At 66.5% G+C, this 25847-nt stretch carries 25 protein-coding genes; 7 read left to right on the forward strand and 18 right to left on the reverse strand.

Going from position 1 to position 25847, the window contains the following annotated elements:
- Positions 1-368 precede the first annotated feature (368 nt).
- The 3 genes from ACWGRX_RS24075 to ACWGRX_RS24085 are packed head-to-tail and all read right to left on the reverse strand — an operon-like array spanning position 369 to position 1268.
- Positions 369-656 carry a hypothetical protein gene (locus ACWGRX_RS24075; protein WP_452119627.1) on the reverse strand — a complete coding sequence of 96 codons (288 nt, stop codon included), beginning with the start codon at positions 654-656 and terminating at the stop codon, positions 369-371.
- Positions 649-882, reverse strand: coding sequence for a hypothetical protein (locus ACWGRX_RS24080; protein ID WP_452119628.1), 234 nt, complete (start codon positions 880-882; stop codon positions 649-651). The genes ACWGRX_RS24075 and ACWGRX_RS24080 overlap by 8 nt, the downstream gene beginning before the upstream one ends.
- Positions 879-1268, reverse strand: a complete 390-nt coding sequence (locus tag ACWGRX_RS24085) for a hypothetical protein (RefSeq protein ID WP_452119629.1) — start codon at positions 1266-1268, stop codon at positions 879-881. Before ACWGRX_RS24085 ends, ACWGRX_RS24080 begins: the two co-directional genes overlap by 4 nt.
- 441 nt (positions 1269-1709) lie before the next feature.
- Between ACWGRX_RS24085 and ACWGRX_RS24090 the strand changes: the two genes are divergently transcribed.
- The 5 genes from ACWGRX_RS24090 (at position 1710) to ACWGRX_RS24110 (ending at position 5945) form a co-directional block, all read left to right on the forward strand.
- Positions 1710-2105, forward strand: coding sequence for a DUF2946 family protein (locus ACWGRX_RS24090; protein WP_291648484.1), 396 nt, complete (start codon positions 1710-1712; stop codon positions 2103-2105).
- A 223-nt stretch (positions 2106-2328) separates the two neighbouring features.
- Complete coding sequence (locus ACWGRX_RS24095) at positions 2329-3444, forward strand: ABC transporter substrate-binding protein (protein WP_452119630.1); 1116 nt, start codon at positions 2329-2331, stop codon at positions 3442-3444.
- Positions 3445-3646: 202 nt separating this feature from the next.
- On the forward strand, positions 3647-4651 hold the full coding sequence (locus ACWGRX_RS24100) for a FecCD family ABC transporter permease (RefSeq protein WP_452119664.1): 1005 nt from the start codon (positions 3647-3649) through the stop codon (positions 4649-4651).
- On the forward strand, positions 4648-5394 hold the full coding sequence (locus ACWGRX_RS24105) for an ABC transporter ATP-binding protein (protein ID WP_452119631.1): 747 nt from the start codon (positions 4648-4650) through the stop codon (positions 5392-5394). Before ACWGRX_RS24100 ends, ACWGRX_RS24105 begins: the two co-directional genes overlap by 4 nt.
- Before the next feature lie 293 nt (positions 5395-5687).
- Positions 5688-5945 (forward strand): hypothetical protein, encoded by a 258-nt coding sequence (locus ACWGRX_RS24110; protein ID WP_452119665.1) that lies wholly within the window; start codon positions 5688-5690, stop codon positions 5943-5945.
- 75 nt (positions 5946-6020) lie between these two features.
- On the opposite strand, the gene maiA is transcribed toward ACWGRX_RS24110, so the two are convergent.
- The 15 genes from maiA to ACWGRX_RS24185 all read right to left on the reverse strand — a co-directional run bounded on the left by maiA (position 6021) and on the right by ACWGRX_RS24185 (position 22321).
- Positions 6021-6653, reverse strand: coding sequence for a maleylacetoacetate isomerase (gene maiA / locus ACWGRX_RS24115; protein ID WP_452119632.1), 633 nt, complete (start codon positions 6651-6653; stop codon positions 6021-6023).
- Positions 6654-6777: 124 nt separating this feature from the next.
- Positions 6778-7383 carry an acyloxyacyl hydrolase gene (locus ACWGRX_RS24120; protein ID WP_452119633.1) on the reverse strand — a complete coding sequence of 202 codons (606 nt, stop codon included), beginning with the start codon at positions 7381-7383 and terminating at the stop codon, positions 6778-6780.
- A gap of 94 nt (positions 7384-7477) precedes the next feature.
- Positions 7478-7666, reverse strand: a complete 189-nt coding sequence (locus tag ACWGRX_RS24125; RefSeq protein WP_291638592.1) for a twin transmembrane helix small protein — start codon at positions 7664-7666, stop codon at positions 7478-7480.
- Between the two features lie 64 nt (positions 7667-7730).
- A complete protein-coding gene (locus ACWGRX_RS24130; RefSeq protein ID WP_452119634.1) occupies positions 7731-8603 on the reverse strand; it encodes an ABC transporter permease in 873 nt (290 codons plus the stop codon).
- Positions 8604-8610: 7 nt separating this feature from the next.
- Complete coding sequence (locus tag ACWGRX_RS24135) at positions 8611-9657, reverse strand: ABC transporter substrate-binding protein (protein WP_452119635.1); 1047 nt, start codon at positions 9655-9657, stop codon at positions 8611-8613.
- An 87-nt stretch (positions 9658-9744) separates the two neighbouring features.
- Positions 9745-10800, reverse strand: a complete 1056-nt coding sequence (locus ACWGRX_RS24140; protein ID WP_452119636.1) for an ABC transporter ATP-binding protein — start codon at positions 10798-10800, stop codon at positions 9745-9747.
- The gene (locus tag ACWGRX_RS24145; RefSeq protein ID WP_291638571.1) at positions 10800-11615 is read right to left on the reverse strand and encodes an ABC transporter permease; all 816 of its coding nucleotides are present in this window, start codon (positions 11613-11615) and stop codon (positions 10800-10802) included. Before ACWGRX_RS24145 ends, ACWGRX_RS24140 begins: the two co-directional genes overlap by 1 nt.
- A 33-nt stretch (positions 11616-11648) precedes the next feature.
- Positions 11649-12884, reverse strand: a complete 1236-nt coding sequence (locus ACWGRX_RS24150) for a metal-dependent hydrolase family protein (protein ID WP_452119637.1) — start codon at positions 12882-12884, stop codon at positions 11649-11651.
- 102 nt (positions 12885-12986) lie between these two features.
- Complete coding sequence (locus tag ACWGRX_RS24155) at positions 12987-14270, reverse strand: glycosyltransferase family protein (RefSeq protein WP_452119638.1); 1284 nt, start codon at positions 14268-14270, stop codon at positions 12987-12989.
- A 91-nt stretch (positions 14271-14361) separates the two neighbouring features.
- Positions 14362-15141, reverse strand: coding sequence for a polysaccharide deacetylase family protein (locus ACWGRX_RS24160; RefSeq protein ID WP_452119639.1), 780 nt, complete (start codon positions 15139-15141; stop codon positions 14362-14364).
- Positions 15138-16286 (reverse strand): glycosyltransferase family 4 protein, encoded by a 1149-nt coding sequence (locus ACWGRX_RS24165; RefSeq protein WP_452119640.1) that lies wholly within the window; start codon positions 16284-16286, stop codon positions 15138-15140. Before ACWGRX_RS24165 ends, ACWGRX_RS24160 begins: the two co-directional genes overlap by 4 nt.
- 27 nt (positions 16287-16313) lie before the next feature.
- The gene (locus ACWGRX_RS24170) at positions 16314-17495 is read right to left on the reverse strand and encodes an ABC transporter permease (RefSeq protein ID WP_452119641.1); all 1182 of its coding nucleotides are present in this window, start codon (positions 17493-17495) and stop codon (positions 16314-16316) included.
- Positions 17492-18490 carry an ABC transporter permease gene (locus tag ACWGRX_RS24175; RefSeq protein WP_291638589.1) on the reverse strand — a complete coding sequence of 333 codons (999 nt, stop codon included), beginning with the start codon at positions 18488-18490 and terminating at the stop codon, positions 17492-17494. Before ACWGRX_RS24175 ends, ACWGRX_RS24170 begins: the two co-directional genes overlap by 4 nt.
- A gap of 7 nt (positions 18491-18497) precedes the next feature.
- Positions 18498-20435, reverse strand: a complete 1938-nt coding sequence (locus ACWGRX_RS24180) for an ABC transporter substrate-binding protein (protein ID WP_291638566.1) — start codon at positions 20433-20435, stop codon at positions 18498-18500.
- The gene (locus tag ACWGRX_RS24185) at positions 20435-22321 is read right to left on the reverse strand and encodes an ABC transporter ATP-binding protein (RefSeq protein ID WP_452119642.1); all 1887 of its coding nucleotides are present in this window, start codon (positions 22319-22321) and stop codon (positions 20435-20437) included. The genes ACWGRX_RS24180 and ACWGRX_RS24185 overlap by 1 nt, the downstream gene beginning before the upstream one ends.
- Before the next feature lie 338 nt (positions 22322-22659).
- Between ACWGRX_RS24185 and ACWGRX_RS24190 the strand changes: the two genes are divergently transcribed.
- On the forward strand, positions 22660-25392 hold the full coding sequence (locus ACWGRX_RS24190; RefSeq protein WP_452119643.1) for an ABC transporter transmembrane domain-containing protein: 2733 nt from the start codon (positions 22660-22662) through the stop codon (positions 25390-25392).
- Positions 25389-25838, forward strand: coding sequence for a Crp/Fnr family transcriptional regulator (locus ACWGRX_RS24195; protein WP_291648434.1), 450 nt, complete (start codon positions 25389-25391; stop codon positions 25836-25838). The genes ACWGRX_RS24190 and ACWGRX_RS24195 overlap by 4 nt, the downstream gene beginning before the upstream one ends.
- Positions 25839-25847 lie beyond the last annotated feature (9 nt).

Here is a 25847-nt window from a genome sequence, read left to right on the forward strand (position 1 = left end):
CCGATCGGGGCCCTTGCCATATCCGCCGCTCCACGACGCCAGTGGCCTACTTTTGCTCCGCCACCCTGGCCTGGAATCCGACCGCCGTTGACACGACCAGCATGCCGGGGGAAGACGCCTCGATCCGACCGTCGTGGGGATACGAGACGAGCGCCCGAAAAGCCTGCCGCACGCTCTGCTTGTCGTCAGCCTGTATCGCTGCGGTTATTTCCTGTAGGCGGAAGACGGTGCGAGGAGGAAGATCTAGCGGCCTCATGGGACCACACTTCCCGCGAGCCGCTGCCGCGCCCGTAGCTTCAGCGTCAGATACTGAACCTGGAGGAGTAGGCGCTCACGCTGGACCAGGAAGGCAAAGAGTTTGGACCACGTCATGCCGTGATCCTCCGGACCGTAGCCGGCGTGAGACAGGCCGCGACCTGCAGCATCGCCGCGTGAATTCCCGCTTGCGTGCCGGCGTCGCCGATGAACTCTCGCCCGACATAGGCGAGGAAGCGAAGACGCCCGGCGGCTTCATCGAGGTTGAGGGGCTTCGTCCCGCACAGCACCGCGAAGGCAGCGTCATAGGCCTCCTGCGCCTGCGGATCATCGTCGCCGATCTCAGCCGCGACCATCACGGCCGCGAACTCGAGCTGGCAGCGGAGGACGGGGTCAAGCATGGCCGCCTCCTGCCCGCTTCGCCACGGCTCGCAGCATCTGTTTCCGGCGCGGCATGCCGGGGTGATAGACCTGACGCCAGGGGCCGCCGTCGGGCGTCGGATATCCTGGCTCGTACCATTCAACGACGTACCAGCCGGGGCGGCCGGCGAGCCCGGCATAGGTCGCGCCGCGCTCGTCGAACCATGCCAGGATGCGCTTCCAGCGGGGCGGCGGGCGCGCCGTCATGACCTCGCCCCGGCTTCAGCCGCGAGCGAGCCCGTCAGCGCTATGACGCGAGCGAAGCCGTCGAAACAGGCGAGCTCATTCTCGAGGAGGAGCCGAGCGCGGTACTCATCACCAGGTGGTAGGGCGCGGGCCATGTTGACGAGATGGTCCGCATACTCGAGCAGGCCTTCGCTCATCGCCGAGAGCGCTTCACCGGCAGCGCTGTAGCTGTAGCCTCCGGGCGCCGCAGCGAACCGCGGCTGGCTCATCAACCCGTCGACGACATCCATGATCGTCTGTACGGCCTGGTGCAGCGACCAGAGATCATGCGCGTTGGTGGTCTCCGGCAGGGGCGGCAGAGTGTATTCAGGCAAGGCGCTCCCAGCCGCCGCTTGATGCGTCGTCATGGTCTTCTCCAGGGTGATGAAATCAGGACCGGCGGCGATGCTGCTCGCCGGCGAATGCACTCGTTACGCGCACGCGGTCGTCAACAGCACTTCAACAGCAAATGTCATTTTGTTCTCTTCCTGGACCGCATGCGTTCTTGTTCAGGAAGATCAGAAAGTCCCGTATTTTTCGGGAAATCTACGATTTGACCGTCGTTGACATCGTAGGGGTCACAGGTTCGATCCCTGTCGCGCCCACCATTTTCGAGCCCGGAAGCTGCAAGAATATTGCAGCTTCCGGGCTTTTTTCTGTTTCGACAGGCTCCAGAAGCCTTCGTCGCCGAAAATTGGCGGCAAGTTGGCGGAGTGGAGCGAGGGGGCTCGGCCGCCGCGCTGTTTGTTCTGCCGCATATTGCGGCTTGCAGAGACATGCTATCGCTTCGAATCGAAGGAGCGAGCCGAGTGCCCGAAGACCGCTACCGAGCAGCGAGACGTCGATGGGTCGCCATTCTGGCCGCCTATCTGCTTGTGCTCCAGGCGGTCGTGACCGGCTTGGCGTCCGGCGCCTATGCCGCGGACAATGCCATCGCGCGCAGCATCGGCATGACCTTGTGCGCCCCGGTCGGGGATCACCAGCAGGGTGAGGGGGCCGATGCCGCCCATGCCGAAAGAATGGAGCGTTGCCTGATGGCCTGCGCTCTCGGCGCGGGCTTCGTCGGTGCGCCCTCGGCCGGGCATGAGCCCGTGATCTATCGCGCCGTCGACCGCGTCGCGTTCGCACGCCAGCTCGATACGCCTCAGGGCTATGTCGGGGGGCGCTCCCCCGCCAATCCACGAGCTCCACCCGTCCTGCATTGATGCCAGTCGAGCGCCAGTGCGGCGCTCGACGGGGCTGCGAGGATGGCTGGCCGGGTGCGCAGGACCTGACGCCCCCGGACCGATGTCGCGACTTGCTTTCAGCTTCGGTCGAACGGCGCCGCATGCGCTCGTTCACCCGCCTGCGCGACACCTTTCCCGCTGCCCTCCCGACCGAACGGCGCCTGCCGCTGACGGCGCGCCCCTGAGTCACGAGGACATCGACATGCTCAAGCCCATCAAATTCCTGCTCTGCGCCCTGGCGATGGCCGGGAGCTCCGCGGCGGCCCTCGCCGCGCCAACCGAGATCACCGACGCGCTGGGACGCAAGGTGACCGTCGACCTGCCGATCCGGCGCGTCGCGGTGAACTTCAATTTCGAGGAGTTCACTGCGGTCGCGGGCGTCGAAGGCTGGCAGAAGGTCGTCGGCATCTCCCGGGCTCTCTGGGAGGGGTGGCGGCCTTTGATCTTCAAGCGCTACAAGGACGTCATCCCGAACCTCGCCACCATGCCGGATATCGGCCACAGCGACGATGGCAGCTTCAGCGCCGAGAAGGTGATCGGTCTCAAGCCCGACGTGCTGTTGCTGTCGGACTGGGCCTACAAGGCGCTCGGCACGCAAATCGGGCAGATCGAGAGCGCCGGTATCCCGATCGTCATCATCGACTACAACGCCCAGCTACTGGATCGTCATCTCGCCTCGACGCGCGCGCTCGGCAAGGTCATGGGCCGGGAGCAGCGGGCCGAGGAACTCGCTAACCTCTATGAGAGCCAGCATCGCGACATCCTCGCCCGGGTCGCGAAGGCGAAGATGGCGGGTGCTCCGACCAGCAAGGTCTATGTCGAGCTCGGCCAGGCCGGCGCGGAAACGATCGGCAATACCTACAACAACACGATGTGGGGCAAGATCATCACCACACTCGGCGCGGCCAACATCGCCTCCGGCAAGATTCCGGGCGCATGGGGGCCTCTCAATGGCGAAGCGGTGATCGCCGAAAACCCTGACATCATCCTGATGGCGTCGTCGTCCTGGGTGGGGCGGGCCAAGGCGGTCCGGACCGGCTACGACGTTACGCCAGAGGAGACCCGGGCGACCCTGGAGCCCTATGCGGGGCGGGCCGGCTGGGCGGGGCTGAAGGCGATCCGCAACGGGGAGATCAGCGCCATCGAGCATGGCCTGTGCCGCACGCTCTACGACTTCGTCGCGATGCAGTACATCGGCAAGCGGCTCTATCCGGAAGCCTTCGCCGATGTCGACCCGGCGGCCAACTTCCGCGCCTATCACGAAAAATACCTGCCCATCACCTTCAGCGGGACATGGATGCTGCCGCTCAGGCCCTGACGCGCCCGGCCCTCCGGCGCGGCGCCGGAGGGCCATGTTCCGCCATTCGAGGACCCGCCCGATGTCCTTCAGCTCTTCCTGTCCTTCGCGGCGCCCGGCGCTCGCTCTTTCGAGAGCCCCTCGTGTCGAGCCGCTGGCGGCGCGCACGGCGTCCTGCGGCGCAGAGGTCCGGCAACAGGGCCTTGCCGAGCTCTACGCGGCGATGGCCTGGCGCCGGACCCTGGTCCTGCTCTGCGGTTCGGCCTGCCTACTGGCCAGTCTCCTGCTCGATGTCGCGACCGGGCCGGCGCTGCTGCCGGTGCGCGACGTCGCCCGCTCGATCTTCGGAACGGCGCAGGACGCCAGTGTCGATGCGATCGTCTGGTCGATCAGGCTGCCCACCGCGCTCGTGGCGCTCGTCGTCGGAGCGGCGCTCGGCCTCTCGGGCGCGATGATGCAGACGATCCTGAACAACCCGCTCGCTTCGAGCTACACGCTGGGAGTCTCGGCCGGAGCCGGCTTCGGAGCGGCGCTGGTGATCGTGCTCGGCGTCTCGCTGCCGGTGCCGGAAGCCTATGCGATCCCGCTGATGGCGTTCCTGTTCGCCTGCCTCGCCTGCGCGGGCGTCTATGGCATCGGCGCGACCCGCGATTCCTCGCCCGAGATGCTGCTGCTGGCGGGAATCGCGTTGCTCTTCCTGTTCCAGGCTCTGCTGGCGCTCCTGCAATTCGTTGCCTCGCCGGAGGCTCTGCAGCAGATCGTCTTTTGGTTGTTCGGCAGCCTGCAGAAGGCGAGCTGGGGCAAGTTCTGGATCATTGCCGCGGTACTCGTCGCCTGCATGCCCGTTCTGGCAGCGGATGCCTGGCGCCTGACCGCGCTGAAGCTGGGCGATGAACGGGCGCGCGGCCTGGGCGTCGATGTCCGCCGTCTCAGGCTCCGCTCCTTCTTCCTGATCTCGGCGCTCACCGGTGTCGCAGTCGCCTTTGTCGGCACGATCGGCTTCGTCGGCCTGGTCGCGCCGCATATCGCCCGGATGCTCGTCGGCGAGGACCAGCGCAGCTTCCTGCCGGCCTCGGCACTTTACGGGGCGCTCCTGCTCTCGGTCGCCTCGATCGCCAGCAAGACGGCTTTGCCTGGTGCGATCGTTCCGATAGGGATCGTCACCTCGCTCGTCGGCGTGCCCTTCTTCATCTGGCTCATCATGCGCAACAGGAGGGCCTTCTGGTGAGGCTCACGGTGAATGATCTCAGTGTCCGCTACGGCCCGGCCGCGGTGATCTGCGGCCTCGGCTTGGTCGCGGAGCCGGGCGAAGTGCTCGCGGTGATCGGGCCGAACGGCTCGGGCAAGTCGTCCTTGGTGAAGGCGGTCGCGGGCTTGCTGCCGCATGGCGGAACGATCGCCTATGACGGCCGGCGCGAGCGCCCTCGCAGCATCGGCTACATGCCGCAGGATATCGGCGCCCGCACCGCGCTGACCGTGCTTGAGGCGGTGCTGCTCGGGCGCTTCGGCAAGCTCGGGCTGCGGGTCGGCGCCAGCGACCTGGCGGCGGCAGAAGCCGTGCTCGTCGAACTCGACCTTGTGGCGCTGGCCTCGCGCTATCTCGGCGAGCTCAGCGGCGGCCAGCGGCAGCTCGTCTTCCTGGCGCAGGCGCTCGCATCCGAGCCGACGCTGCTGCTGCTCGACGAGCCGATAAGCGCGCTCGACATCCGTCACCAGCTGGAGGTCATGGAGACGATGCTCCGCGTGACGCGCGAACGCGACCTCACCACGCTGGTGGTCCTGCACGACCTCAACATCGCCGCTCGTTTCGCCGACAGCGTCGTGGCGATGCGGGGCGGCCGCGCCGTCTGCCACGGGCGGCCGGAGCGGGTGATCGAGCCTGCCATGGTCGCGAAAGTCTTCGACGTGCAAGCGGGCATGTCGATCGGAGCTGACGGCCGGCGCATCGTGACGCCGCTCAAGGCTCTCTAGGCGTGCCGATCGTCGGGGAACCGCCATCGTCCGCCAGGGCGCCAAGCGGTGTCCCGGGATCCATCATGGATTCGATGCCCTCTAATGGCTTCCGGGGCTGCGCGGGTTCGTCCCTTGTTCAGGGATGACGGCGTGATTCCGCGCGAAATCTGCATGTTTCAGGCGCGGGGTCGGTGCAAGAAGAAACCGTTGTATTGGCGAAAATGTCCGTGCAACTGGGAGGTGCGCGTCGTGGCCGATCTGATATCGTCGTGTTCGGGTCTCATTCCTGCGCATTTTGCCGAGGCGGAGAACTGACCATGCGAACGAAATGGTATGTCGCCGTGATTCTCGCCGCTGCGCTCGGTGGCTGCGTCACGCCGGCCGAGCAACGCGCCGCCGATGAAGGGCGCTGCCGGTCCTATGGCTTCCGGCAAGGCACCGACCCGTTCGCCAACTGCCTGATGGCGGTCGATCTCGATCGTTCAGCGTCGCAGCGTGCCCGGCTCGAGTCCAGCTTCTACGGGCCGGGCTTCTATGGGCCGGGCTGGTATCCCTATCGGCGCTGGTGACAGCGCCGCGCGATCCTCGGGCTCCGTGAGTCCGTCGCTTCTACCGTGCTGATTCGCCCTGCCCGTCGTTGCGCCTCATTCGGCGTCGGCCTGCCTTTCGGGAACCGCGTCGCGGAAGGCCGGCAAGGCGAGCGCCGCGGCTTCCGCTGCGAGCAGGCGCGGGAATTGCGCGACGTCGACCTTGAAGCGGCGCGCATTGCCGAGCTGCGGCACCAGGCAGAGATCGGCGAGGCCCGGTGTGGCGCCAAAGCAGAAGGGGCCCGCCGTCCTGGATGCCAGGCGCTCGCAGACCGAAAGCCCGTCGATATTCACAGCCGCGGCCCAGGCCAGCACCTCGTCGCCGGCATGGCCTAGCTCGCGCAGCCGGTTGAGCACCTTGAGATTCTGCACCGGGTGGGTGTCGCAGGCGATGATCTGGGCGAAGGCGCGCACCCGCGCCCGCTCCAGCGGATCCGCCGGCAACAGCTGGGGCTCCCGGTAGGTCTCGTCGAGCCATTCGATGATGGCGAGTGACTGGGTGAGGACCGTGCCGTCGTCGAGCTCGAGCGCCGGCACCAGCCCCTGGGGATTGAGCGCGAGATAGGCGGGCGCGCGCTGCTCGCCATGGCGCAGATGATGTGAACGATGCTCGACGGCGATGCCCTTGAGGTTCAGGGCAATGCGCACCCGCCAGGCCGCCGAGCTGCGGAAATAGCCGTGCAGTATCATGCTCGCCTCGTCCCTCGCCGCCGGTCGCTCCGGCGTCCTGTTTGTCGGGCATTCCGGGACGGATTGACAGGCGGGCTCGCCGAAATTTCTCAGCCGGCGATCGGACGCGAGCCGGTGACGGCGATCAGAAGGTGTAGCCGAGCTTGGCGCCGAAATTGGACGGGCCGCGCGGGCTGCTGGTGCCGGCGGCGAGATTGTCGGAGCAGTTCGATGTGCTGAAATGCTCCATCGTCGCAATCAGGCTCCAGCGGTCGTTGAGGCGGTAGCCGAGCGAGGCGGCGCCGCGTGCTCCGGTATTGCAGCCGAGGTTCAGCCGGTTCTCGGGGACGACGGCGCCGGTCTTGCCGTTGTTCAGCGCGGCGCCGAGGCTGGCTTCGACGAAGAAGGCCTGCGAGATGTCGATCGTCCAGGTGGCGCCGGCATAGGCGTATTGCGTGCCGTTGAGATTGAGGCTCGAGCCGAGATGGAAGCGCGGGACGAAGGCGTTGGCGATGCGATCGCTCAGCGTTGCGATGCGCGGGGTCAGAAACTCGCCGCCGAAATTCAGCAGCCCGCTTTCGCGCCCGCCGGGATCGGCGGCGCCGGCGCCGAAGCGCGCCTCCCAGGAGGCGGCGGGCGATTGGCCGGCCGGCGCATAGCCCAAGGCGCGGGAGACGTTGCTTTCGCTCTGCGCCAGGGCTGGCGCGGCCAGGAGGGAGAAGGCAACGACTATCGACGCGACGCGAACCATGGCGGGCAGAGGTTCTCTTAATCAGATGGTAAGCTAGTGAAGCACAGAGAGTGGTGGCCGCAATGTGACGGCGCGGCGCTGTCCAACGGATGCGTCAGCCGCTGCGCCACCATGCCACGCCCAGGATCACCAGAATCGCGATGAACTGCAGCACGACGCGCAGGCGCATCAGTTTCTGCGAGGTGCCGGCGCTGCCGCCGCGCAGCATGTTGATCAGGCCGAGCAACAGCACGACCGCAACGGCGCCGACCGCGACCGGAGTGAGGATGGACGAGAAGCTCATCGTCAGGGTGTAGTCCTGTCGGCTCGGCTTGGCCAGCGTCGCCACGGCGGCGAAGCGCCACAGTTCAGCGATAGCGGCGCTGCACGATCAGATTGGCGGCTAGGGTGAGCAGCAATGTGGCCGTCATCAGGATGAAGGAGATGGCACCGCCAAAGGGCCAGTTGTTCTGCTGGGCGAACTGGCCATAGACCAGCGGCCCCATCATCTGGAATTTCGGCCCGCCGAGCAGAACCGGCGTCGCATAGGCGTTCATCGCCAGGATGAAGGTCAGGATCGTGCCGGCGAGAATGCCGGGCAGAGCGAGCGGCCAGAGCACGCGCCGGAACATCGCCACCGGGCCGGCGCCGAGGCTGAAGGCGGCTTCCTCGACATTGCGGTCGATGCCCTCGATCACGCTCTGCAAGGTCAGCACTATGAAGGGCAGGTTGACCGCGACGATGCCGATCAGCACGGCATTCTCGGTGAACATGATCTCGATCGGCTGGTCGATCAGGCCGAGGCCGAGCAGCGAGGCGTTGAAGGCGCCCTTGTTGCCGAAGGCGGTCATCCAGCCGGCGGCGCGCACGGCATTGCCGACGAAGAGCGGCAGCACCACCAGCATGACCATGAGGTTCTTGAAGCGGCTCTGGGTGCGGGCCAGCACATAGGCCAGCGGAAAGCCCATGATCAGGCAGGCGAGGGTGCAGATCACCGCGACGCGGACGGTGCGCAGCAGCACGTTGAGGTAATAGGCGTCGGTGAAGAACTTGACATAGTTCTCGAGCGTCAGCCCGTCGACCATGAACTGGCCGGGGATGAACTGGTTCAGCGAATAGCGGAACAGGATCGCGACCGGGCCGATCAGCCCGATCGCGACCAGGATCGTCGCCGGCAGGACGAGCATGCCGGCGAGGCTGGTGCGGGCGCCGGCGACGGGTTCGGGGGCGGTCATGCTCATTGCGGTCTCACGCCTTGAAGACCTTGTCCCACCACTCCTTCATCGCCGCGTCGTTCTTGGCGAGGTAGCCGTAGTCGAGATCCTTGAGGCGCTTCTCCTCCTCGGACGTGAAGCCGATGCGCTTCTGCAGGTCGGGGGCGATGGAGAGGCCGGTGACGGTGCCGTTATAGCCCATGTCGACGGCGAAGGCCTCCTGGGCGCTCTTCTCCAGCATGGCGTTCATGTAGAGATAGGCGTTCTCCTTGTTGGGCGCGTTCTTGGGGATCGAGAAGCCGGAGATGTAGAGCGGGATGCCCTCGCTCGGCGCGGCGGATTCGACGGGGATGCCGGCGTTCTGCCACTGCACGGCGCGCGCCTTCCACATCACGCCGATGCCGATCTCCTCGGTCTTCATCGCCTGGGCGAAGGCCTCGTTGGTCGGGTAGATGCGGGCGCCGGCCTTCTTGGCCTCGAGCAGAACCTTCTTGGCGCCTTCGAAGTCGATCATGCTGGCGCCGCCGGTCGCGGCCATGGAGGCCGCCATGATCACATAGAGATACTGGATGTCGATGATGCCGATCTTGTTGCCGTGCCTGGGGTCGAAGGCGTCCTTGAAGCTGGTCGGGGCGGGGCTGATCAGCTTGGGATTGTAGACCACCACCTTGCCGGAATAGATCTGCCCGATGCCGTAAGGGTATTTCATCGTCGGCATCAGGTTCTTGGCATTGGGGATCTTGGCATAGTCGAGCTGCTCGACGACGCCGGCCTCGTTCATCTCGAACATGTTGGCGGAAGAGAGGCCCTGAATGTCGGTCGTGCCGCGCGGCAGGCGCCGTTCGGCCACCATCTTGGCACGCCGCGGCGAATCCGCGGCCTGGTCCTGCAGGATCTCGATGCCCTTGGGCTTGAGCAGGGGCTCCTCGATGTTCTTGGTCAGCAGGCGGGCATAGTCGCCGCCCCAGGTGCCGACCACGACCTTGCCGCCGGATTGCGCCAAGGCAGGGTTGCCGAGGGCGGAGGCGGCGGTGCCGGCGGCCAGGCCCTTCAGGACGTCGCGTCTGTCGATCGACTTCATGACTGTTCTCCCCTGTTGGACGCCTGCTCGGAAGCGCTGAGACATGGTCTGATCCGGAGAGCGGTCGCCGCCTTCCGGAGCCAGGTTTCAGCTCTCGCGCGGATAGACGAGCCCGGCGTCTTCGGCCCAGCCTATCGTGATCCAGTCTCCCGGTTTCGGCTCGACCGTGCCCTGCCGGTTCGGCAATTGCAGCAGCATGCGGTCATGCTCGGTCAGCCGGACATCGATGTCGAGCAGGGCACCGAGATAGGAAACATGCTCGACCCGGGCCTGGAACCGGTTGGTGCAGCTTTCCGCCTGCGCACCGATGGCGAGCCGCTCGGGCCGCAGCGCCAGTGTCGCCGAGCCGAGCACCGGGGCACTGCAGTCGATCTCGAGCCCGCCTCGGCTGCGGAAACGGCCGGGCGCCGCGATCTCGCCGTCGAGGAAGGCGCTGCGTCCGATGAAGCCGGCGACGAAGCGATCGGCCGGCTTCTCGTAGAGCTCGCGCTGGGTGCCGATCTGGCGGACCTTGCCCTTCTCCATCACCACCAGCCGATCGGCCATGGTGAGAGCCTCTTCCTGATCGTGGGTAACCATGATCGTGGTGAGGCCGAGCTTGCGCTGGAGATCGCGGATCTCGACGCGGACCTCCTGGCGCAGCTTGGCGTCGAGATTGGAGAGCGGCTCGTCGAGCAGCAGCACGTCGGGCTGCATGGCCAGCGCCCGGGCGAGCGCGACGCGCTGCTGCTGGCCGCCGGAGAGCTGGCGCGGATAGCGCTGGTCGAAACCGCTGAGCTGGACGAGGCGCAGGGCCTCGGCGACGCGCGGGGCGCGCTCCGCCGGCGCCATCCTGCGCATATCGAGGCCGAAGGCGACGTTGTCGGCGACGCTCATATGCGGGAACAGGGCGTAGCTCTGGAAGACCAGCCCGCAATTGCGTTTCCAGGGCTGGAGATTGGTGACATCACGCTCGCCGATGGTGATCCGCCCGGCGGTCGGCTGGATGAAGCCGGCGACCATGCGCAGGGTCGTGGTCTTGCCGCAGCCGGAGGGGCCGAGCAGCACCAGGAACTCGCCATCAGCGATGTCGATGCTGAAATCGTCGACGGCGTGGAACTCGCCATAGGTCTTGCGCAGATGCTCGATCGACAGACGCGCCATCAGACGACCCGACTCAGCTTGACGTAACGATCGGTGACGATCATCGCCGCTCCGATCAGGACGATCTGGATGACGGAGGCGGCGGCGACCGCCGGATCGATCTTCCATTCGAGATATTGCAAGATCGCGATCGGCAGGGTGATCCGCCCCGGTCCGACCAGGAAGAGGCTCATCTCCAGATTGCCGAAGGAGGTGACGAAGCCGAACAGGCCGGCGGCGACGAGGCCGGGCCGGATGCTCGGCAAGGTGATGCGCCAGAAGGTCGTCCAGGGATTGGCGCCGAGATTCTGCGCGGCCTCCTCGATGGTGCGGTCGAAGCCGACCAGGCTCGCGGTGACGAGCTTAACCACCCAGGGGATGACGATGAGGGTGTGGGCGGCGACGAGGCCGCCAGCCGAGCCCAGCACCGGAAGGCCGGTGGCGATCTCGGTCTCGATCTGGAAGACATAGGTCGCGGTGCCGAGCACGATGCCGGGCATCACCAGCGGCAGCAGCAGGAAGGTGTTGAGGGCCGGCCCGAGCACGATGCGATGCCGGACCAGAGCGAGGCTGGCGGGCACGCCGAGCATGAGGCCGATCAGGGTCGAGAGCACGCCGACCTGCAGGCTGAGCAGGAAGCCGTCGACGAAGGCCTTGTTGCCGGCGGCCGCCGAGAACCAGCGCAGCGAATAGCCTTCCGGCGGGAAGGAGGGGATTTCCTGGCGGAAGAAGGCGAGCCAGGTGACGAAGATCAGCGGCAAGAGGATGAAACCGAGCGAGAGCATGGCCGCGCCGTTGAGCGCGATGCGGCCGAGGCTCAGGCGGGCGGCAGTCAAGCGGGCTTCCCTATCATCGGCCGGCCATTTCCCTCACTGCAGCGTGTTCTTGTGAAAGGCGCCGCCCTTCATGATCACCGGCAGCTTCGCGCCCTGATCCTGGAACAGGCCGAAATCCTTCAGCGGGTCGCCGTCGACCAGGATGATGTCGGCGAAGGCGCCCGCCCGCAACGTGCCGAGCTTGCCTTCCATGCGCAGCAATTGCGCGCCGACCGTCGTCGCCGAGCGGATGATCTCGATCGGCGACAGCACCTCGCGGCGCAGCAGGAACTCGCGCGACTGGTCGACCTGGAGCTGGCCGAGCAGATCCGAGCCATAGGCGACGGGAACGCCGGCGCGCTTGCAGATCTCGAGCGATTTCAGGCCGCCCTCGATGACGAGATCGTTCTTGGCCAGCATGTCGCCGGTCATGCCGAATTCGGCGGCGCGCTCCTTCATCGCGTAATAGGCGACGAGATTGGCGGTGAGGAACATGTTGTTCTCAGCCATCAGTTTGGCCGAGGCCTCGTCGACCAGATTGCCGTGCTCGATGGCACGCACGCCGCATTGCGCGGCGCGGGTGATCGCTTCGGGCGTATAGGCGTGGGCGCAGACATAGCGCCCGAAGGCCTTGGCCTCGGTGACCGCGGCCGTGACCTCCTCGACGGTGAACTGCATGGAATCGAGCGGGTCGTAAGGGCTGGCGACGCCGCCCGACATCATGATCTTGATGTGGTCGGCGCCGAGCCGCATCTGCTCGCGCGTCGACTTGATCACCGAGGAGACGCCATCGGAAATGTTCATCGCATAGGCCATGGCGTTGCAGCAATGGCAGCGGGCGCCGAAATCGGTGCGCCGGCGCGGATCGCTGTGACCGCCGGTCGGGCCGATCGCGGCGCCGGCGATGAACAGGCGGGGACCCGGGATGTCGCCCTTCTCGACCGCCTCCTTGATGCCCCAGTCGGCGCCACCGGTGTCGCGCACCGAGGTGAAGCCGCGGTCGATCATGCCACGCATCAGGCGGGCGGCGCGGGCGGTGGCGAGCGTCAGCGGCACGCTCTCCAGGATGCGGATATAGACCTCGGAGAGCATGACATGGACATGGCTGTCGATCAGCCCGGGCATCAGGGTACGCCCGCCGCAGTCGATCACCTGCGCCCTGGCGGCCTTGATCGGCTTGTCGGAGACCTCGCGGATCAGCTCGCCCTCGACCAGGATCTCATGGCCGCCTTGCAATTCCCCGAGCGCGGGCTCCAGCATCGCGAAGTTGCGGAACAGGATCTGCGTCATGGCGGGCGGCCTCCGAGCGATCAGTCCTGATATATTATGGGCGGAAATTCACTTGTCCATCACGCCATGCGCGAGAACCGCCAGCTCTGCCTCCCGGCGGGCTCAGCCGGCCGCCATCGCGTTCTGGGCGAGGGTGCGCCCGCGGACCGGGCTCGCAAGATTGTCGGCCAGCGCCCGGCTGATGGCCGGTAGCCCGTCGAGCAGGTTCGGCAGGAAAGCCTGAGACGGTGGCTGGCGCGTCGGCAGCGCGCACAGGGCGCGCGCCATCTGCAGCGGGTCGCGCTGGTCTTCGCCGTTCTGGACAGGGTCGTGCAGCACGTCGATCAGGCGCAGGCTGTCGGCGCGCTCGGCCCTTATCGCCTGCTCCAGCCGCGGCTTGACGCGCGGCACGATCAGCGCCGGCTTGTCGAAGGAGAGGATCTCACAGAAGGTGTTGTAGCCGCCCATGGCGACGACGCAGTGAGCCCGGTTCATCAGCAGTTCGAGCCGGGGCTCGAAGCCGATGCTTTCCAGCTTCGGCAGACGGGCGATGCGGTCGGTGAATTCCTTGCGCTTTTCGCGCGACATGAAGGGGCCGAAGACGATGAGGGCCGGCAGCTCGATCGTCTGGTCGCTCTCATAGGCCGAGATCACCCAGTCGATCACGCCGGCGCCGTCGCCGCCGCCGCCCGGCGTCACCAGGATGAATGGGCCCTTGGTGATGCGCGGATGCCGGTAGGGCGGCATCGGCGAGGGCACGGCGCGCTTGAGATAGCCGGTATAGCGAATCTTGTCGGCGAAGAGTTGCTGGTTGGGCAGGCCGATGAGCGGGTTGTAGATGCCTTCGAGCCCGTAGACGAAAATGTCGTCATAGACATTGGCGAGCGCATCGAGCGCCCCGCTCTGGCGCCATTCGTCATGCACGACGGCCGGTTCGTCGAGCACGTCGCGCAGGCCGAGAACGATGCGGGCGCCGCGCCGCCGCAAGATCTCCAACGAAGGCAGCAGTTCGCCGCGTAGCCCGAGTGGCTCCTTGTCGACGATCACCACATCCGGATCGAAGGAGAGTGCGACCTGCTTGATGATCTCGGCGCGCAGCCGAAGCGTGTCGCCGAGATCGAGATTGAGATGATGCGGCGAATAGCGGCCGTCGCCGTGCTTCTCGACGCCGGGGATGCGGACATAGTCGACGCCGTCACCGAACTGGAAGCTCGAGATCACCGACGAGCCCGAGACGATGATCACTGATATATGACGATAGCTCGCGACCAGCGAGTTGGCGATCGCCCGGCAGCGGCGGATATGGCCCAGCCCGAAGGTATCGTGGCTGTAGATCAGGACCCGTGGTGCGTGCGGACTGCCGGGCGCGCGGCGCGCCCCGCTTTCATCGATGAGGCTGAGGGACATGCCGCGTCGCGTCCTCTGCTGGAAGGTCAGACGGCCTCCTGGGGACGGAGAACGCACCGATACTGGCTGAAACCATAGCGCCGCCCGCCGCTTACTCCAAGTCCGCTGGCCGCGCAAAAAGCGTCGCAGGGCTTACAAATTCGACGGCGGGATGGCGAGCGATTCTCCCGAGCAGGGTGTCGAGAAAGCTCCAGCAGGTCGCGTCATGGTCGCGGTGGTGGAGCAGCAGGCCGAACGTCGTCCGGGTTTTCGCCTGGTTGCGGCGCTGAATGAGCAAAGCGAGCATTTCCGCCAGCAGCTCCTCTGGATTGCGGCCGATCCGGCCGCCATGCCAGTCGATCAGGTCGAGGTCGCTGTTGACCAGAACCGGACCGGCGGGCGTGCCGAGGCTGAACTTGCGGAAGCAGGACAGGCCGGTCAGCCCGATTTCGGGCAGGGCCCGGGCAATGGCGGGGTCGATGCGGTTCCAGGGGGGCACGAAGACAGGGAGCGCGCGGGGGCCGAACAGCTCATGCAGGCGCTGCCAGCCCTGTGCGATGTCGGCGAGCACGACCTCTGCCGGTCGGTGGTCGCCGACCTCGGACTTCTTTTGCGATGCCGGTGCGTGGTTCTCGTGGCGGATGCCGTGCTGGCAGGGGAAAAGCAGCGGCGCGCCTTCGAGGCGCCGCGCCAGCGCCTGCTCGGCGAGGAACGGGATGGTTGCGAGCAGTACCGGCACGGCATGGCGCTCGGTCAAATCGATCAGGCGCTCGAACTGGTCGCTCGGGGCGACGGCATCGTCGTCGCGCAGCCACAGCGCTATGCATCGGCCGGCGAGAGCCCAGCGATCGAGTTCGGCGATGAGGTCATGCCAGTCGGCCGGCGCGTTCATCGGCGCGCTCCGTCACGGCGGGCGCGGTGGCGCTGCAGCGCGTTTTCCAGGGCCGTGCCGAGTATGGCACAGGCCGCCTCGCCATTACGCTCCTGGCAGGCGAAGATCCGGGCGGCGGCGCCGAGGCGCTCGCGCAAATCAGGCTGGTCGATCAGGGTTGCGATGGTCCCCGCCAGGGCGTCCTCGTCATGATTCGCGACGAGAAGGCCGGTCCGGCCGGACTCGACAACCGCCGGGACGCCGCCGCTGTGAAGCGCCGCGACCGGCAGGCCGGCGGCCTGCGCCTCCAGATAGACCAGGCCATAGGCCTCGTTGAGGCCGGGCCAGACGAAGAGATCATGGGCGGCGAGCTCGGCCCGGGTCTCGGCATTGCCGATTCGTCCGAGCCAGCGCAGCCGCTCCGACGGAAGGTCGGCGAAGGCGGCCTCGATGGCGGCGCGCTGGGGCCCGTCGCCGACCAGGGTGAGCGTCCAGGGCCGATCGGCGATCTGGGCGAGGGTCCGGGCCAGGGCGAAATAGCTGTTCTCCTTGGTGCCCTTGCGCATCATGGCGACGACGATGAGGCGAACCGGTTCGCCCGCAGGCCGCGCGGCGCCGGTTCGAGCCGGCCTCTCGCCATCGGCGAGCAGGAAGGGCGGCAGGTCGATCAGCGGGACGTCCCTAGGGAGCAGCTTGGCGAGGCCTTCGCGGTCGCGCGGCGTCATGCAGAAATGCAGGTCGGCCTGCCGGATGGCGGCGCGCGCCAAGCCCGCTGCCGGCGCCCATCCGGCTGCAAAGCGCTTGGGAGCGTCGCTGGCCTCGGCCAGGAGATAGGGCAGGTCGAAGCGTTCGACGAGGGCGGGGCCGATCAGGTCCGGGGCGCGGTAATGGCAATGATAGGTGAAGAACAGGTCGGGCCGGACGGCCGGCTCCTGCCAAGCGCGGGCAAGCTGTTCAATCACCTGCTGCGCCGCCGCCTGGTTGGCGACGAGCTCGGCCTCGCTCGGCTCACGCATGAAGCTGCGCTCGGCCGGCACGATCGCGACGCGATGGCCGAGGCGCTCCAGCAGCGTGACGAGCTGCCGGGCCATGCGCCGGTCGCCGGAGACGGCGCCGTCGCCATAGCGGTTGAGCGGCGTGTGGAAGGCGATCTTCAAGGCAGGCATAAAGGGCAGTCCGGCCGAGGCACGCGCTCAGCGATAGGGATCGGCTGCGTCGCGCAGGCCGTCACCGAGGAAATTGAAGGCGAGGATGATCAGGATGACCGGGACGCACGGATAAAGCAGCCAGGGATAGAGCGCCACCACGTTGATGTTCTGCGCTTCGTTGAGCAGCACGCCCCAGCTGGTGATCGGCGGCCTGAGGCCGAGGCCGAGGAAGGAGAGGGCGGTTTCGCCGAGGATGGTCTTTGGCACGGTGATCGTTGCGGCGGCGATCAGATGGCTCATGAAGCCAGGCACGAGATGCAGGCCGATGATGCGGGCGGGTTTTGCCCCCATCAGCTGGGCGGCGACGACATAATCCTCCTCGCGCAGCGAGAGCAGCTTCGAGCGCACGGCCCGCGCCAGCCCGGTCCAGTCCATCAGGCCGAGGATCACGGTGATGCCGAAATAGACCAGGAGCGGGCTCCAGGAGGCCGGCATGATCGCACTCAGGGCGAGCCAGAGCGGGATATGCGGCAGCGACTGCACGATCTCGATCAGCCGCTGGACGAAGAGATCGACCTTGCCGCCGTAATAGCCGGCGATGCCGCCGATGATCACGCCCAGCACGAAGGAGACCATGACGCCGAGCAGGCCGATGGTCAGCGAGATGCGCCCGCCATAGAGGATGCGCGAGAACATGTCGCGGCCGAGCCGGTCGGTGCCGAGCAGGAAGAGCGTGCCGCCCTCCGGCGGACAGAACAGCCGCAGATTGCCGGGGAAAAGGCCCCAGAAATAATAGTCCTCGCCGCGACAGAAGAAGCGGATCTGCTGCGGGCGCGAGGTGTCGACGTCGTATTCGCGCTTCAGATTCTCCATGTTGAGGCGCTGGGTATAGGGGTAGACGAAGGGGCCGAGGAAGCTGCCTTCGTGGAAAAGGTGCATGCGCTGCGGCGGGGCGCGGATGAAGTCGGTGTCGCGGGTCGTATAGTGATAGGGTGCGAGGAACTCGCAGATCGCCACCGAGAAATACATCACCAGGATGACGACGCCGGAGATCACCGCGAGCTTGTGCCGGCGGAATTTCCACCACATCAGCTGGAGCTGCGAGGCGAGATAGACGCGCTCCTGCTCCGGCGACATCTTCTCGACGGCATAGGGCTCGAACGGCGCCGTCGACCAGCGATGCGGCAGCGCGGCGGGCTCGTTGGCGGGGGGCGGCGAGGTCGTCACTTGGTCGCCGTTCCCTGCAGGCGGATGCGCGGGTCGAGGATCGCGAGCGCAATATCCGAGATGAGCACGCCGATCACCGTCAGGAAAGACAGGAACATCAGGAAGGAGCCGGCGAGATACATGTCCTGGCTCTGCAGGGCGCGGATCAGCAGCGGGCCGGTGGTCTGCAGCGAGAGCACGATGGCGACGATCTCGGCGCCGGAGACGATCGAGGGCAGGATGTCGCCGATATCCGAGATGAAGAAGTTCAGCGACATGCGTAAGGGGTATTTGCGCAGTGCCTTGCCGGGCGGCAGGCCCTTGGCGCGGGCGGTGACGTAATACTGCTTCTGGAGCTCGTCGAGCAGGTTGGCGCGCACCGAGCGGATCATCCCGGCGGTGCCGCCGGCGCCGATGATGATCACCGGTATCCAGAGATGCTCGAGCACCGATTTGAACTTCGCCCAGCTCATCGGCTGGTTGAGATATTGCGGGTCGACGAGCCCGCCGATCGAGGTGCCGAACCAGACATTGGCGAAATAGAGAAAGATCAGCGCCAGCAGGAAATGCGGCACGGCGAGGCCAATCAGGCCGATGAAGGAGAGCCCGTAATCGCCCCAGCTGTACTGATGCGTCGCCGAATAGATGCCGATCGGGAAGGCGACGATCCAGGTGAAGATGATGGTGAAGAAGGAGACCACCATGGTCAGGAAGAGCCGGTCGCCGACGATGTCGCGGACCGGCAGCTGGTATTCGAAGGAATAGCCCATGTCGCCGCGCAGGAGGCCGGTGACCCACCAGAAATAGCGCTCCAGTGGCGGCTTGTCGAAACCGTATTCCTTCTTCAGGAACTCGACGCGGCTCATGTCCGCCTTCTCGCCCTGGGCCTGCATCTCGGCGACCATGGTCTCGAAATAGTCGCCTTCCGGCAGGTTGATGACCGTGAAGATCAGGGCGCTGGTGATCAGCAGCGTCGGGATCATCACCAGGATACGCTTGAAGATGTAGCTCAGCAGCACGGCGTCACGGCTCCCGCTTTGCCGCCGGCGCGTCGGCGAACCAGAAGGTGTCCGGCAGATAGCGGCCGAAGAAGGCGCCGGGCTCGAAGCTGTAGAGCCCTTTCTCGGGGACGTTGCGCAGGTCCCTGGAAACCACGACCGGCTGAAGCGTGGCGTTGATCACGCCGATCGAGAAGAGCTGCTCGGCATTGATCCGCAGCATCTTCTGCCAGATCAGTCGGCGCTCCTCATGGGTCGTCGAGCGGCGCCAGGCGATGTAGAGCTCGCTCAGCTCTCGGGCCTCCGCCAGATCGGGCGCCTCGCCCTCGCGCCCGCCGGATTCGAAGAACTGGCCCCAGCGCGGCCAGTTGAACTGGCTGGACGAGGTTGGCGCCAGCGCGTCGGGCTCCATCTCGGCGGCGACCAGCGCATTGTCCATGCCGGTCCAGACCGACATCACCGTCTGGCCGGCGAGGATGCGGCGGCGGAAGACGTCGAGCTGCGAGGAGCGCGGGTGCATCTTCAGGCCGATGGCGCGGAAATCCTCCTTCAGCAGATCGAGGATGTCGGTCTCCTCGGTCGAGGCGCCGGCGGTCTCGATGGTGAATTCCAGGCGCCTGCCGTCGGGAAACAGCCTGATGCCCTCCGAATCGCGCTTGTCGAGCCCGATCTCGTCGAGCAGGCGGTTGGCCTCCGCCCGGTCCTGCTTCATCCACATATGGGCGAGCGAGCGGTCGTGGAGCGGGCTTTCGGGCAGGGCGGTGTTGCCACTTTCCTTGGCCAGGCCGAAGAAGATGACCCGGTTGACGTCCTTGCGGTTGATCGAGAGCGAGAGCGCTCGGCGCCAGCGCTGGTCGCGGTTGAGCGTGCGCCAGGCCGGATCGACGGCGTTGAGATTGGGCATCAGCGCGAAATAAGCGCCTTCCGCTCGCTTCCAGAGCCGGACGTCGAAATTCATCCGCTTCGAGGCTTCCTTGAGGAAGGTGTAGTTGTCGAAGCGCAGATAGCGAGCCTGCAAATCGGCCTCGCCGGCCGCGGTCTTGGCCGGGATCAGCGATGCCGTGCCGATATTGATCTTGACCTCGTCGACATAGGGCAATTGCCGGCCATTCTCGTCGACGCGATGGAAATAGGGGTTGCGGACGAAGATGAACTGCTCGGCCGGGATCGGCGTGGTGTTGCGCCAGGCATCGAGCGTCGGCAGGTCGGGGTTCTCCGGGCGGTACTGGCGCGAGAAGCGCTCGTGCAGGGCGCCCCAGTCCTTGACGCGGATCTCCCGGACCTTTTTCGCCAGCGCCTCCTTGTCGGCATAGCGCTCATGGAATTGCCGCAGATAATGGGCGGGCATGGCGATATAGAGCGGCTGCGCACCGGCCAGCGCCGGCAGGAAGACCGGGTTCGGCCTGGCCCAGGAATAGCGCAGCGTACGCTGGTCGAGGATTTCGAGTGTTGCCTTCTCGTCGGCGATGACCAGGGCCTGGGGCGGCCCGCCCGGCGAGAGCCGCTTGTTGTTGGCGACATCCTCCCACCAGTAGCGAAAATCCTCGGCGGTGAAGGGATGGCCGTCGGACCAGCGGTGCCCGGCCCGCAGCCGCAGGGTGAAGATGCGCCCCTGCTCGACCTCGACGGATTCCAGCAGGTCCGGCACGAGGTCGAGCTTTTCGTCATAGCCGACGAGACGGGCATAGCCGTAGATCGTCATCATGCGGATGTCGCGCTGGTCGCCCATCAGCATGCGCACCGTGCCGCCATGCCGGCCGGGCTCGCGCCCCATCGCGCCGACATCGATGACGCGTGGATTTTGGGGCAGGCGCTGGGCGAGCGGCGGCAGCTGCCCCGCCGCGACCTGGGCGGCGAGGGCGGGGCTGTCGATATAGTCCTGGGCCCGGGCGGCACCTGCGAAGGGAACCGTCTGTGCGGCCAGCGCGGCGAGCATCGCCAAGGTTTCGCGCCGCGTCGTCATCAGGCGAGCTCCCTGACGTCTGCGCCCTGGCGGGCGAGCACGAGATGGCCGGCGCCGAGATCGAGATGGGCGAGCCGCTCGCCATCGCCCTCCGGCTTGAAGCAGGCCGGCCAGTGCCGCATGTCGGAGGCACCGCCGGGCGCCGCCAGCTTGAAGTCGAGCTTGCGGTCGAGATCGGCGAAGGGGACCGATTTCAGCAGCGCCTTGGTGTAGGGGTGGACCGGCGCGCTGAACAGGGTGTGGCGCGGCGCGAGCTCGACGATGCGGCCATTGGCCATTACCGCGATCCGATCGGCCATGTAGTTCACCACGGCGAGATTGTGCGAGATGAACAGGAAGGTCAGCCCGCGCTCGGCCTGGAGATCCTTGAGCAGGTTGAGGACCTGGGCCTGGACCGAGACGTCGAGCGCGGAGACCGGCTCGTCGCAGATGATCAGGTCGGGATCGAGCGCAAGCGCGCGGGCGATGCCGATGCGCTGGCGCTGGCCGCCGGAGAAGGAATGCGGATAGCGGTTGAGGAAGCGCGGATCGAGCCCGACATCCTCCATCAGCGCCCTGACGCGAGCCTTCTGCTCGGCGCCGTCGCCGCGCTCATGGATGGAGAGCGGCTCGCGCAGGATGTTCATCACCGTCATGCGCGGCGAGAGCGACGAGACCGGATCCTGGAAGATCATCTGGGCGCGGGTGCGGAAGCGGCGCAGCTCCTCGCCCTTCAGCCCGAGCACATCGGTGCGCCGCTGGCCGTCGTCGAACCAGACCTCGCCGGAATCGGCGGTGACCGCCCGCATGATCAGCTTGCTGACCGTGGTCTTGCCGCAGCCGCTCTCGCCGACCAGGCCGAGGCACTCGCCGCGCCTGATGTCGAAGCTGACATCGTCGACCGCCAGCACGGTCGCTTTCGTGGACTTGCCGAAAAAGCGGCTGGAACCGGTGGTGTAGGTCTTGCGCAGATGGCGCACTGCGAGCAATGGCGCGTCCTGGCTGCCGGCGGGGCGCGGGGCCGGCTGCGCCTTGGCCGTGGCCGGCGGGCGCGGGCGCGCCTCGCGCAGCGCCACCAGCCTTTCGCCCTCCTGCATGTCGAAATGCGGCGAGGCGTTGAGCAGAGCCTTGAGATAGGGGTGCTGCGGACGGCGGAAGATATCTTCGGCCGTGCCGCTTTCCATGATCTCGCCATGGTAGATCACCACGACCTCGTCGGCCATGTTGGCGACGACGCCGAGATCATGGGTGATGAGCAGGATCGCCATGCCCATCTCGGCCTGGAGCTCGCGCATCAGGTCGAGGACCTGGGCCTGGATGGTGACGTCGAGCGCGGTGGTTGGCTCGTCGGCAATCAGCAGAGCCGGCTCGCAGATCAGCGCCATGGCGAGCATGGCGCGCTGGCGCAAGCCGCCGGAGAGCTCGAACGGGTAGAAGCCATAGGCCCGCACCGGGTCCTTGAAGCCGACGCGCTTCAGCATCGCGGCGATCAGCTCCCTGGCCTGCGGTTTGGGCATCGGCCGGTGCAGGAGCAGCGCCTCTTCGATCTGGTTGCCGATGGTGTGGACCGGCGAGAGCGAGGACATCGGCTCCTGGAAGATCATGCCGATACGCCCGCCGCGCAGTGCTCTGATCTCCTTGCCTTCCGCGGGCAGCGCGGCGATGTCGATCGCCGTCGCCTGATCCTGTGGATCGCGGAACAGGATCTGACCGCCGGTGACGCCGCCGGCCCGCGGCAGCAAGCCCATGATCGCCTGCGAGATCACCGATTTGCCCGAGCCGGATTCTCCGACGAGCGCCACGGTTTTGCCGGCGGGGATCCGGAAAGAGACGCCCTTCACGACATCGCGAGCGAGGCCGTGGACGGTGAAGCCGATACGCAGGTCCCTAATCTCAAGAATATCCATGAGCGGCGAACGCCGTAGCCCCTGTTCGGTTGCCGCCGGCAGGCCCGGCCCGCCGGCATTCTGGTACCATCTCCGGCGCCGATCCCCGATCCGTCAATCCGTCGCAGATTGTCCTGCCTCGATGACGTCCGCGCAACATGTCGGCAGCCGGAACGGGCGCGATTCCCGTCCTGGTCGGCGGGCTCGGCTTCCCCCCTGCGACGGAACTTGAAATAGTGGTTCTTGTCGAGTCCCTGGGCCTGCCTGCCGCGCATTGCACGACGACGAGAACTGACCACATATGAGCCCTGCGCCGGGCCGGCTTACCGGCGCTTGCGGCCTGAGGACGGGATCACCCCTTGGAGAGAAGCCTCTTCCGTTACGTCTGGCAGAAGAGCCGCGTCGAGCAGATCGTCGTTCTGCTGATCATCCTCGTTTCGATCCCGTTCAACTGGGCTTCGTTCGACGTGCCCAAGCGCATCGTCAACGACGCGATCCAGGGAGGAGCCTTCAGGAACGGCAGGACATCGGTGACGGTCTTCGACTGGACCCTGCACCTGCCCGATCTCCTCGGCGGCGGCAGCCTGCCGATCTTCGAGGGCTTCCAGGTCGGGCAGCTCGGCCTGCTGCTGGCGCTGAGCTTCTATTTCCTCGGCCTCGTGCTGATCAATGGCGGCTTCAAATACGTCATCAATGTACGCAAGGGCATTCTCGGCGAGCGCATGTTGCGGCGCATGCGCTACGATCTCTTCGCTCAGCTGATGCGCTTCCGTCCGGAGGATATCCGCGCGGTCAAGCCGGCCGAGGTGGCGAGCATGATCAAGGACGAGGTCGAGCCGATCGGCGGCTTCGTCGGCGACGCCTTCATCCAGCCGGCCTTCCTCCTCAGCCAGGCGCTGACGGCGCTGGTCTTCATCATGATGCAGAGCGTCTGGCTCGGTTCGATCGCGCTTTTGATCGTGCTGATGCAGGCGGTGATCATCCCGATCCTGCGCCGCGAGCAATTGCGCCTCGGTCGTGAGCGCCAGATCGCCTCGCGCCAGCTCGCCGGCCGGATCGGCGAGATCGTCGATGCCGGCCCGACCATCCAGGGCCATGGCGCGACCTCCTATATCCAGTCGGACATTGCCGACAGGCTCGGCACGCTGTTCGATATCCGCTTCGCGCTCTACAAGCGCAAATTCGCGGTCAAGTTCCTGAACAATCTCTTGGCGCAGATCACGCCGTTCTTCTTCTACGCGATCGGCGGCTTCTTCGCGTTGCAAGGCCGGCTCGACATCGGCCAGCTCGTCGCCGTGATCGGCGCCTATCGCGACTTGCCGCCGCCGGTGAAGGAGCTGATCGACTGGGACCAGCAGCGCAACGACGTCATGATCAAATACGAGCAGGTGATCGCGCAGTTCAATCCGCGCGAGACGCTGGAGCTCGAGGAGAAGGACGGGGTTGCGAGCCTGCCGAAGCAGGGCGAGATCCGGCTCGACAAGGTGGAGATGTCGGATCATCGCGGCCAGCCGCTGCTGCTGCCGCTTTCCTTTTCGGTGAAGCGCCCCGGCTGCATCGCCCTGATCGGGCCCGCCGGCGGCGGACGCGACACGCTCGGACGCATTCTCGGCCGGCAGAGCATGGGCTATGAAGGACGGGTGCTCATCGATGGCCGGCCGCTGAGCTCGTTCAGTGTCGAGAGCGCCAGCCATATGATCGGCTATGCCGGCCCGGATGCCGAGATCATCAATGGCCGGCTGCGCGACAATCTGCTGCTGCCGCTGAAGCGGCGGCGACCGACGATCCGGCCGGGCCGTTCGGTCGATCAGACCGAACATCGCCGCTTCATCGAGGCGCTGCGCGCCGGCAATACGCCGCTGCCCTTCACCGCCGACTGGAACGATTATGAAGGCGTCGGGCTGGAGGGGGCCGATGCCCTGGAGGCGCATGTGCTCGCCGTGCTCGACATGCTCGGCTGCTCCGACGAAATCTACGAGCTCGGCCTCGACGCCAAGGTGATCGCGCCGCTGCCGGAAGGGGCGGCCGAGCGCATCATCGAGGCACGCCGGGTGGTCACCGCCGAATTGGCGCGGTCGAATCTGGGCGGGCTGATCGAGACCTTCGATCCCGAGCGCTACAACGCCAATGCGACGATTGCGGAGAACCTGATCTTCGGCGCGATCCGCAACGGCCGCAGGCCGGCGGAGGTGCTGCTCGAAGATTCCTACGCCAGATCCGTGCTCCAGGCGGAAGCGCTGGAGGAACCGCTCACCGAGATCGGGGCGCGCATCGTCAACACCCTGGTCGAAATCTTCGCCGACATGGTCCAGGGCCAGGCGCTGTTCGCGCGCTATGGTTTCGGCGGCGACCTCGATATCGAGAAGCTGAACGAGCTCGCCGAGGCGCTGCGCCGGCACGATATGCGTGGGCCACTCGACCCGGAGACGCGACGCGAGGTCATGGGGCTGGCGCTGCGCTATATCGAGCCCAAACACCGGCTCAACCTGCTCGACGACGCCCTGCAGCGCCGCATCCTGCGCGCGCGCCAGACCTTCAAGAGCTATCAGCCGCCGGAGAGCAGCGAAGAGGTCGAGTTCTACGATCCCAACGACGTCATCCACGGTGCCAGCGTGCGCGACAACCTCTTCTTCGGCCGCCTCGGCTTCGGCGCCGATGCCGGGGAGAAGGTGGCGGCGATCGTCCGCAACGCCTTGTCGCGGGCGGGCCTGGACGCGGCCGCCTACCGTCTCGGGCTCGACACCGATGTCGGGCCGCGCGGCCGCCATCTGCCGCTGCGGCTGCGGTTGATGGTGCCGCTCGCCCAGGCGCTGATCAAGCGCCCCGACATATTGGTGCTCGATCTCGACGGCTTCCTCGCCGCGGGCAGCGATCCTGCCGGGCTGGTTTCGCGTCTCATCGCCCATTGCCGGGAACAGACGCTGTTCCTGCTCTTGACCGACCCCCACCTCGCTGCCGATATCTCGGAGAAGCTGGTTTTCCGCGGTCCGGCCGGCCAAATTCCGGGCGAAGACGAGGCCGAAGGCGAGGCCGATGAGCTCATCGCACCGCCGCCGCAGGACGGCGCCGGGCGGATCGAGGCGAGAACATGACGCTCGAGCGCGATATCAACTGCCTTAAGGAGGTTCCGCTTTTCCGGACCCTGCCGGCATCGCGCCTCAAGCTGCTCGCGCTGATGGGGGAGCGGCGGCATTTCCCGGCCGGAACCCTGATCAGCGAGGAGGGGCAGAGGCCGCAGGAGGTCTACTGCATCCTCCAGGGCGAGATCGAGATTTCACACCCGCTGGCGAGCGGTGAGGCGCATTCCTTCCGGCTGGCGACGGGAAGCCTTCTCGGCGACGTGCCGCTGCTCTCCAACGAGCCCACGGTCGGCCGGATCACCGCCAAGACCGATGTTTCGATGTTGCGGCTGCCGCGCGAATTGTTCTTCGAGCTGCTCGACAGCGTTCCTGAATTTGCGGTGGCGCTGTCGCGCGACCTCGCCACGCGGCTGTACCGGCTCGCCGGTGCCGTCCTGCGCGGCGAGAAGACGCAGTGATCTCGCGAG

It is taken from the genome of Allobosea sp. NPDC055594, assembly GCF_053618995.1.

What these genes read in the sequence shown, in the direction of transcription:
- ACWGRX_RS24075 (WP_452119627.1), bottom strand. Translation starts at nt 656, where the DNA reads ATGCTTGACCCCGTCCTCCGCTGCCAGCTCGAGTTCGCGGCCGTGATG.
- ACWGRX_RS24080 (WP_452119628.1), bottom strand. Translation starts at nt 882, where the DNA reads ATGACGGCGCGCCCGCCGCCCCGCTGGAAGCGCATCCTGGCATGGTTC.
- ACWGRX_RS24085 (WP_452119629.1), bottom strand. Translation starts at nt 1,268, where the DNA reads ATGACGACGCATCAAGCGGCGGCTGGGAGCGCCTTGCCTGAATACACT.
- ACWGRX_RS24095 (WP_452119630.1), top strand. Translation starts at nt 2,329, where the DNA reads ATGCTCAAGCCCATCAAATTCCTGCTCTGCGCCCTGGCGATGGCCGGG.
- ACWGRX_RS24100 (WP_452119664.1), top strand. Translation starts at nt 3,647, where the DNA reads ATGGCCTGGCGCCGGACCCTGGTCCTGCTCTGCGGTTCGGCCTGCCTA.
- maiA (WP_452119632.1), bottom strand. Translation starts at nt 6,653, where the DNA reads ATGATACTGCACGGCTATTTCCGCAGCTCGGCGGCCTGGCGGGTGCGC.
- ACWGRX_RS24120 (WP_452119633.1), bottom strand. Translation starts at nt 7,383, where the DNA reads ATGGTTCGCGTCGCGTCGATAGTCGTTGCCTTCTCCCTCCTGGCCGCG.
- ACWGRX_RS24125 (WP_291638592.1), bottom strand. Translation starts at nt 7,666, where the DNA reads ATGAGCTTCTCGTCCATCCTCACTCCGGTCGCGGTCGGCGCCGTTGCG.
- ACWGRX_RS24130 (WP_452119634.1), bottom strand. Translation starts at nt 8,603, where the DNA reads ATGAGCATGACCGCCCCCGAACCCGTCGCCGGCGCCCGCACCAGCCTC.
- ACWGRX_RS24135 (WP_452119635.1), bottom strand. Translation starts at nt 9,657, where the DNA reads ATGAAGTCGATCGACAGACGCGACGTCCTGAAGGGCCTGGCCGCCGGC.
- ACWGRX_RS24140 (WP_452119636.1), bottom strand. Translation starts at nt 10,800, where the DNA reads ATGGCGCGTCTGTCGATCGAGCATCTGCGCAAGACCTATGGCGAGTTC.
- ACWGRX_RS24150 (WP_452119637.1), bottom strand. Translation starts at nt 12,884, where the DNA reads ATGACGCAGATCCTGTTCCGCAACTTCGCGATGCTGGAGCCCGCGCTC.
- ACWGRX_RS24155 (WP_452119638.1), bottom strand. Translation starts at nt 14,270, where the DNA reads ATGTCCCTCAGCCTCATCGATGAAAGCGGGGCGCGCCGCGCGCCCGGC.
- ACWGRX_RS24160 (WP_452119639.1), bottom strand. Translation starts at nt 15,141, where the DNA reads ATGAACGCGCCGGCCGACTGGCATGACCTCATCGCCGAACTCGATCGC.
- ACWGRX_RS24165 (WP_452119640.1), bottom strand. Translation starts at nt 16,286, where the DNA reads ATGCCTGCCTTGAAGATCGCCTTCCACACGCCGCTCAACCGCTATGGC.
- ACWGRX_RS24180 (WP_291638566.1), bottom strand. Translation starts at nt 20,435, where the DNA reads ATGACGACGCGGCGCGAAACCTTGGCGATGCTCGCCGCGCTGGCCGCA.
- ACWGRX_RS24185 (WP_452119642.1), bottom strand. Translation starts at nt 22,321, where the DNA reads ATGGATATTCTTGAGATTAGGGACCTGCGTATCGGCTTCACCGTCCAC.
- ACWGRX_RS24195 (WP_291648434.1), top strand. Translation starts at nt 25,389, where the DNA reads ATGACGCTCGAGCGCGATATCAACTGCCTTAAGGAGGTTCCGCTTTTC.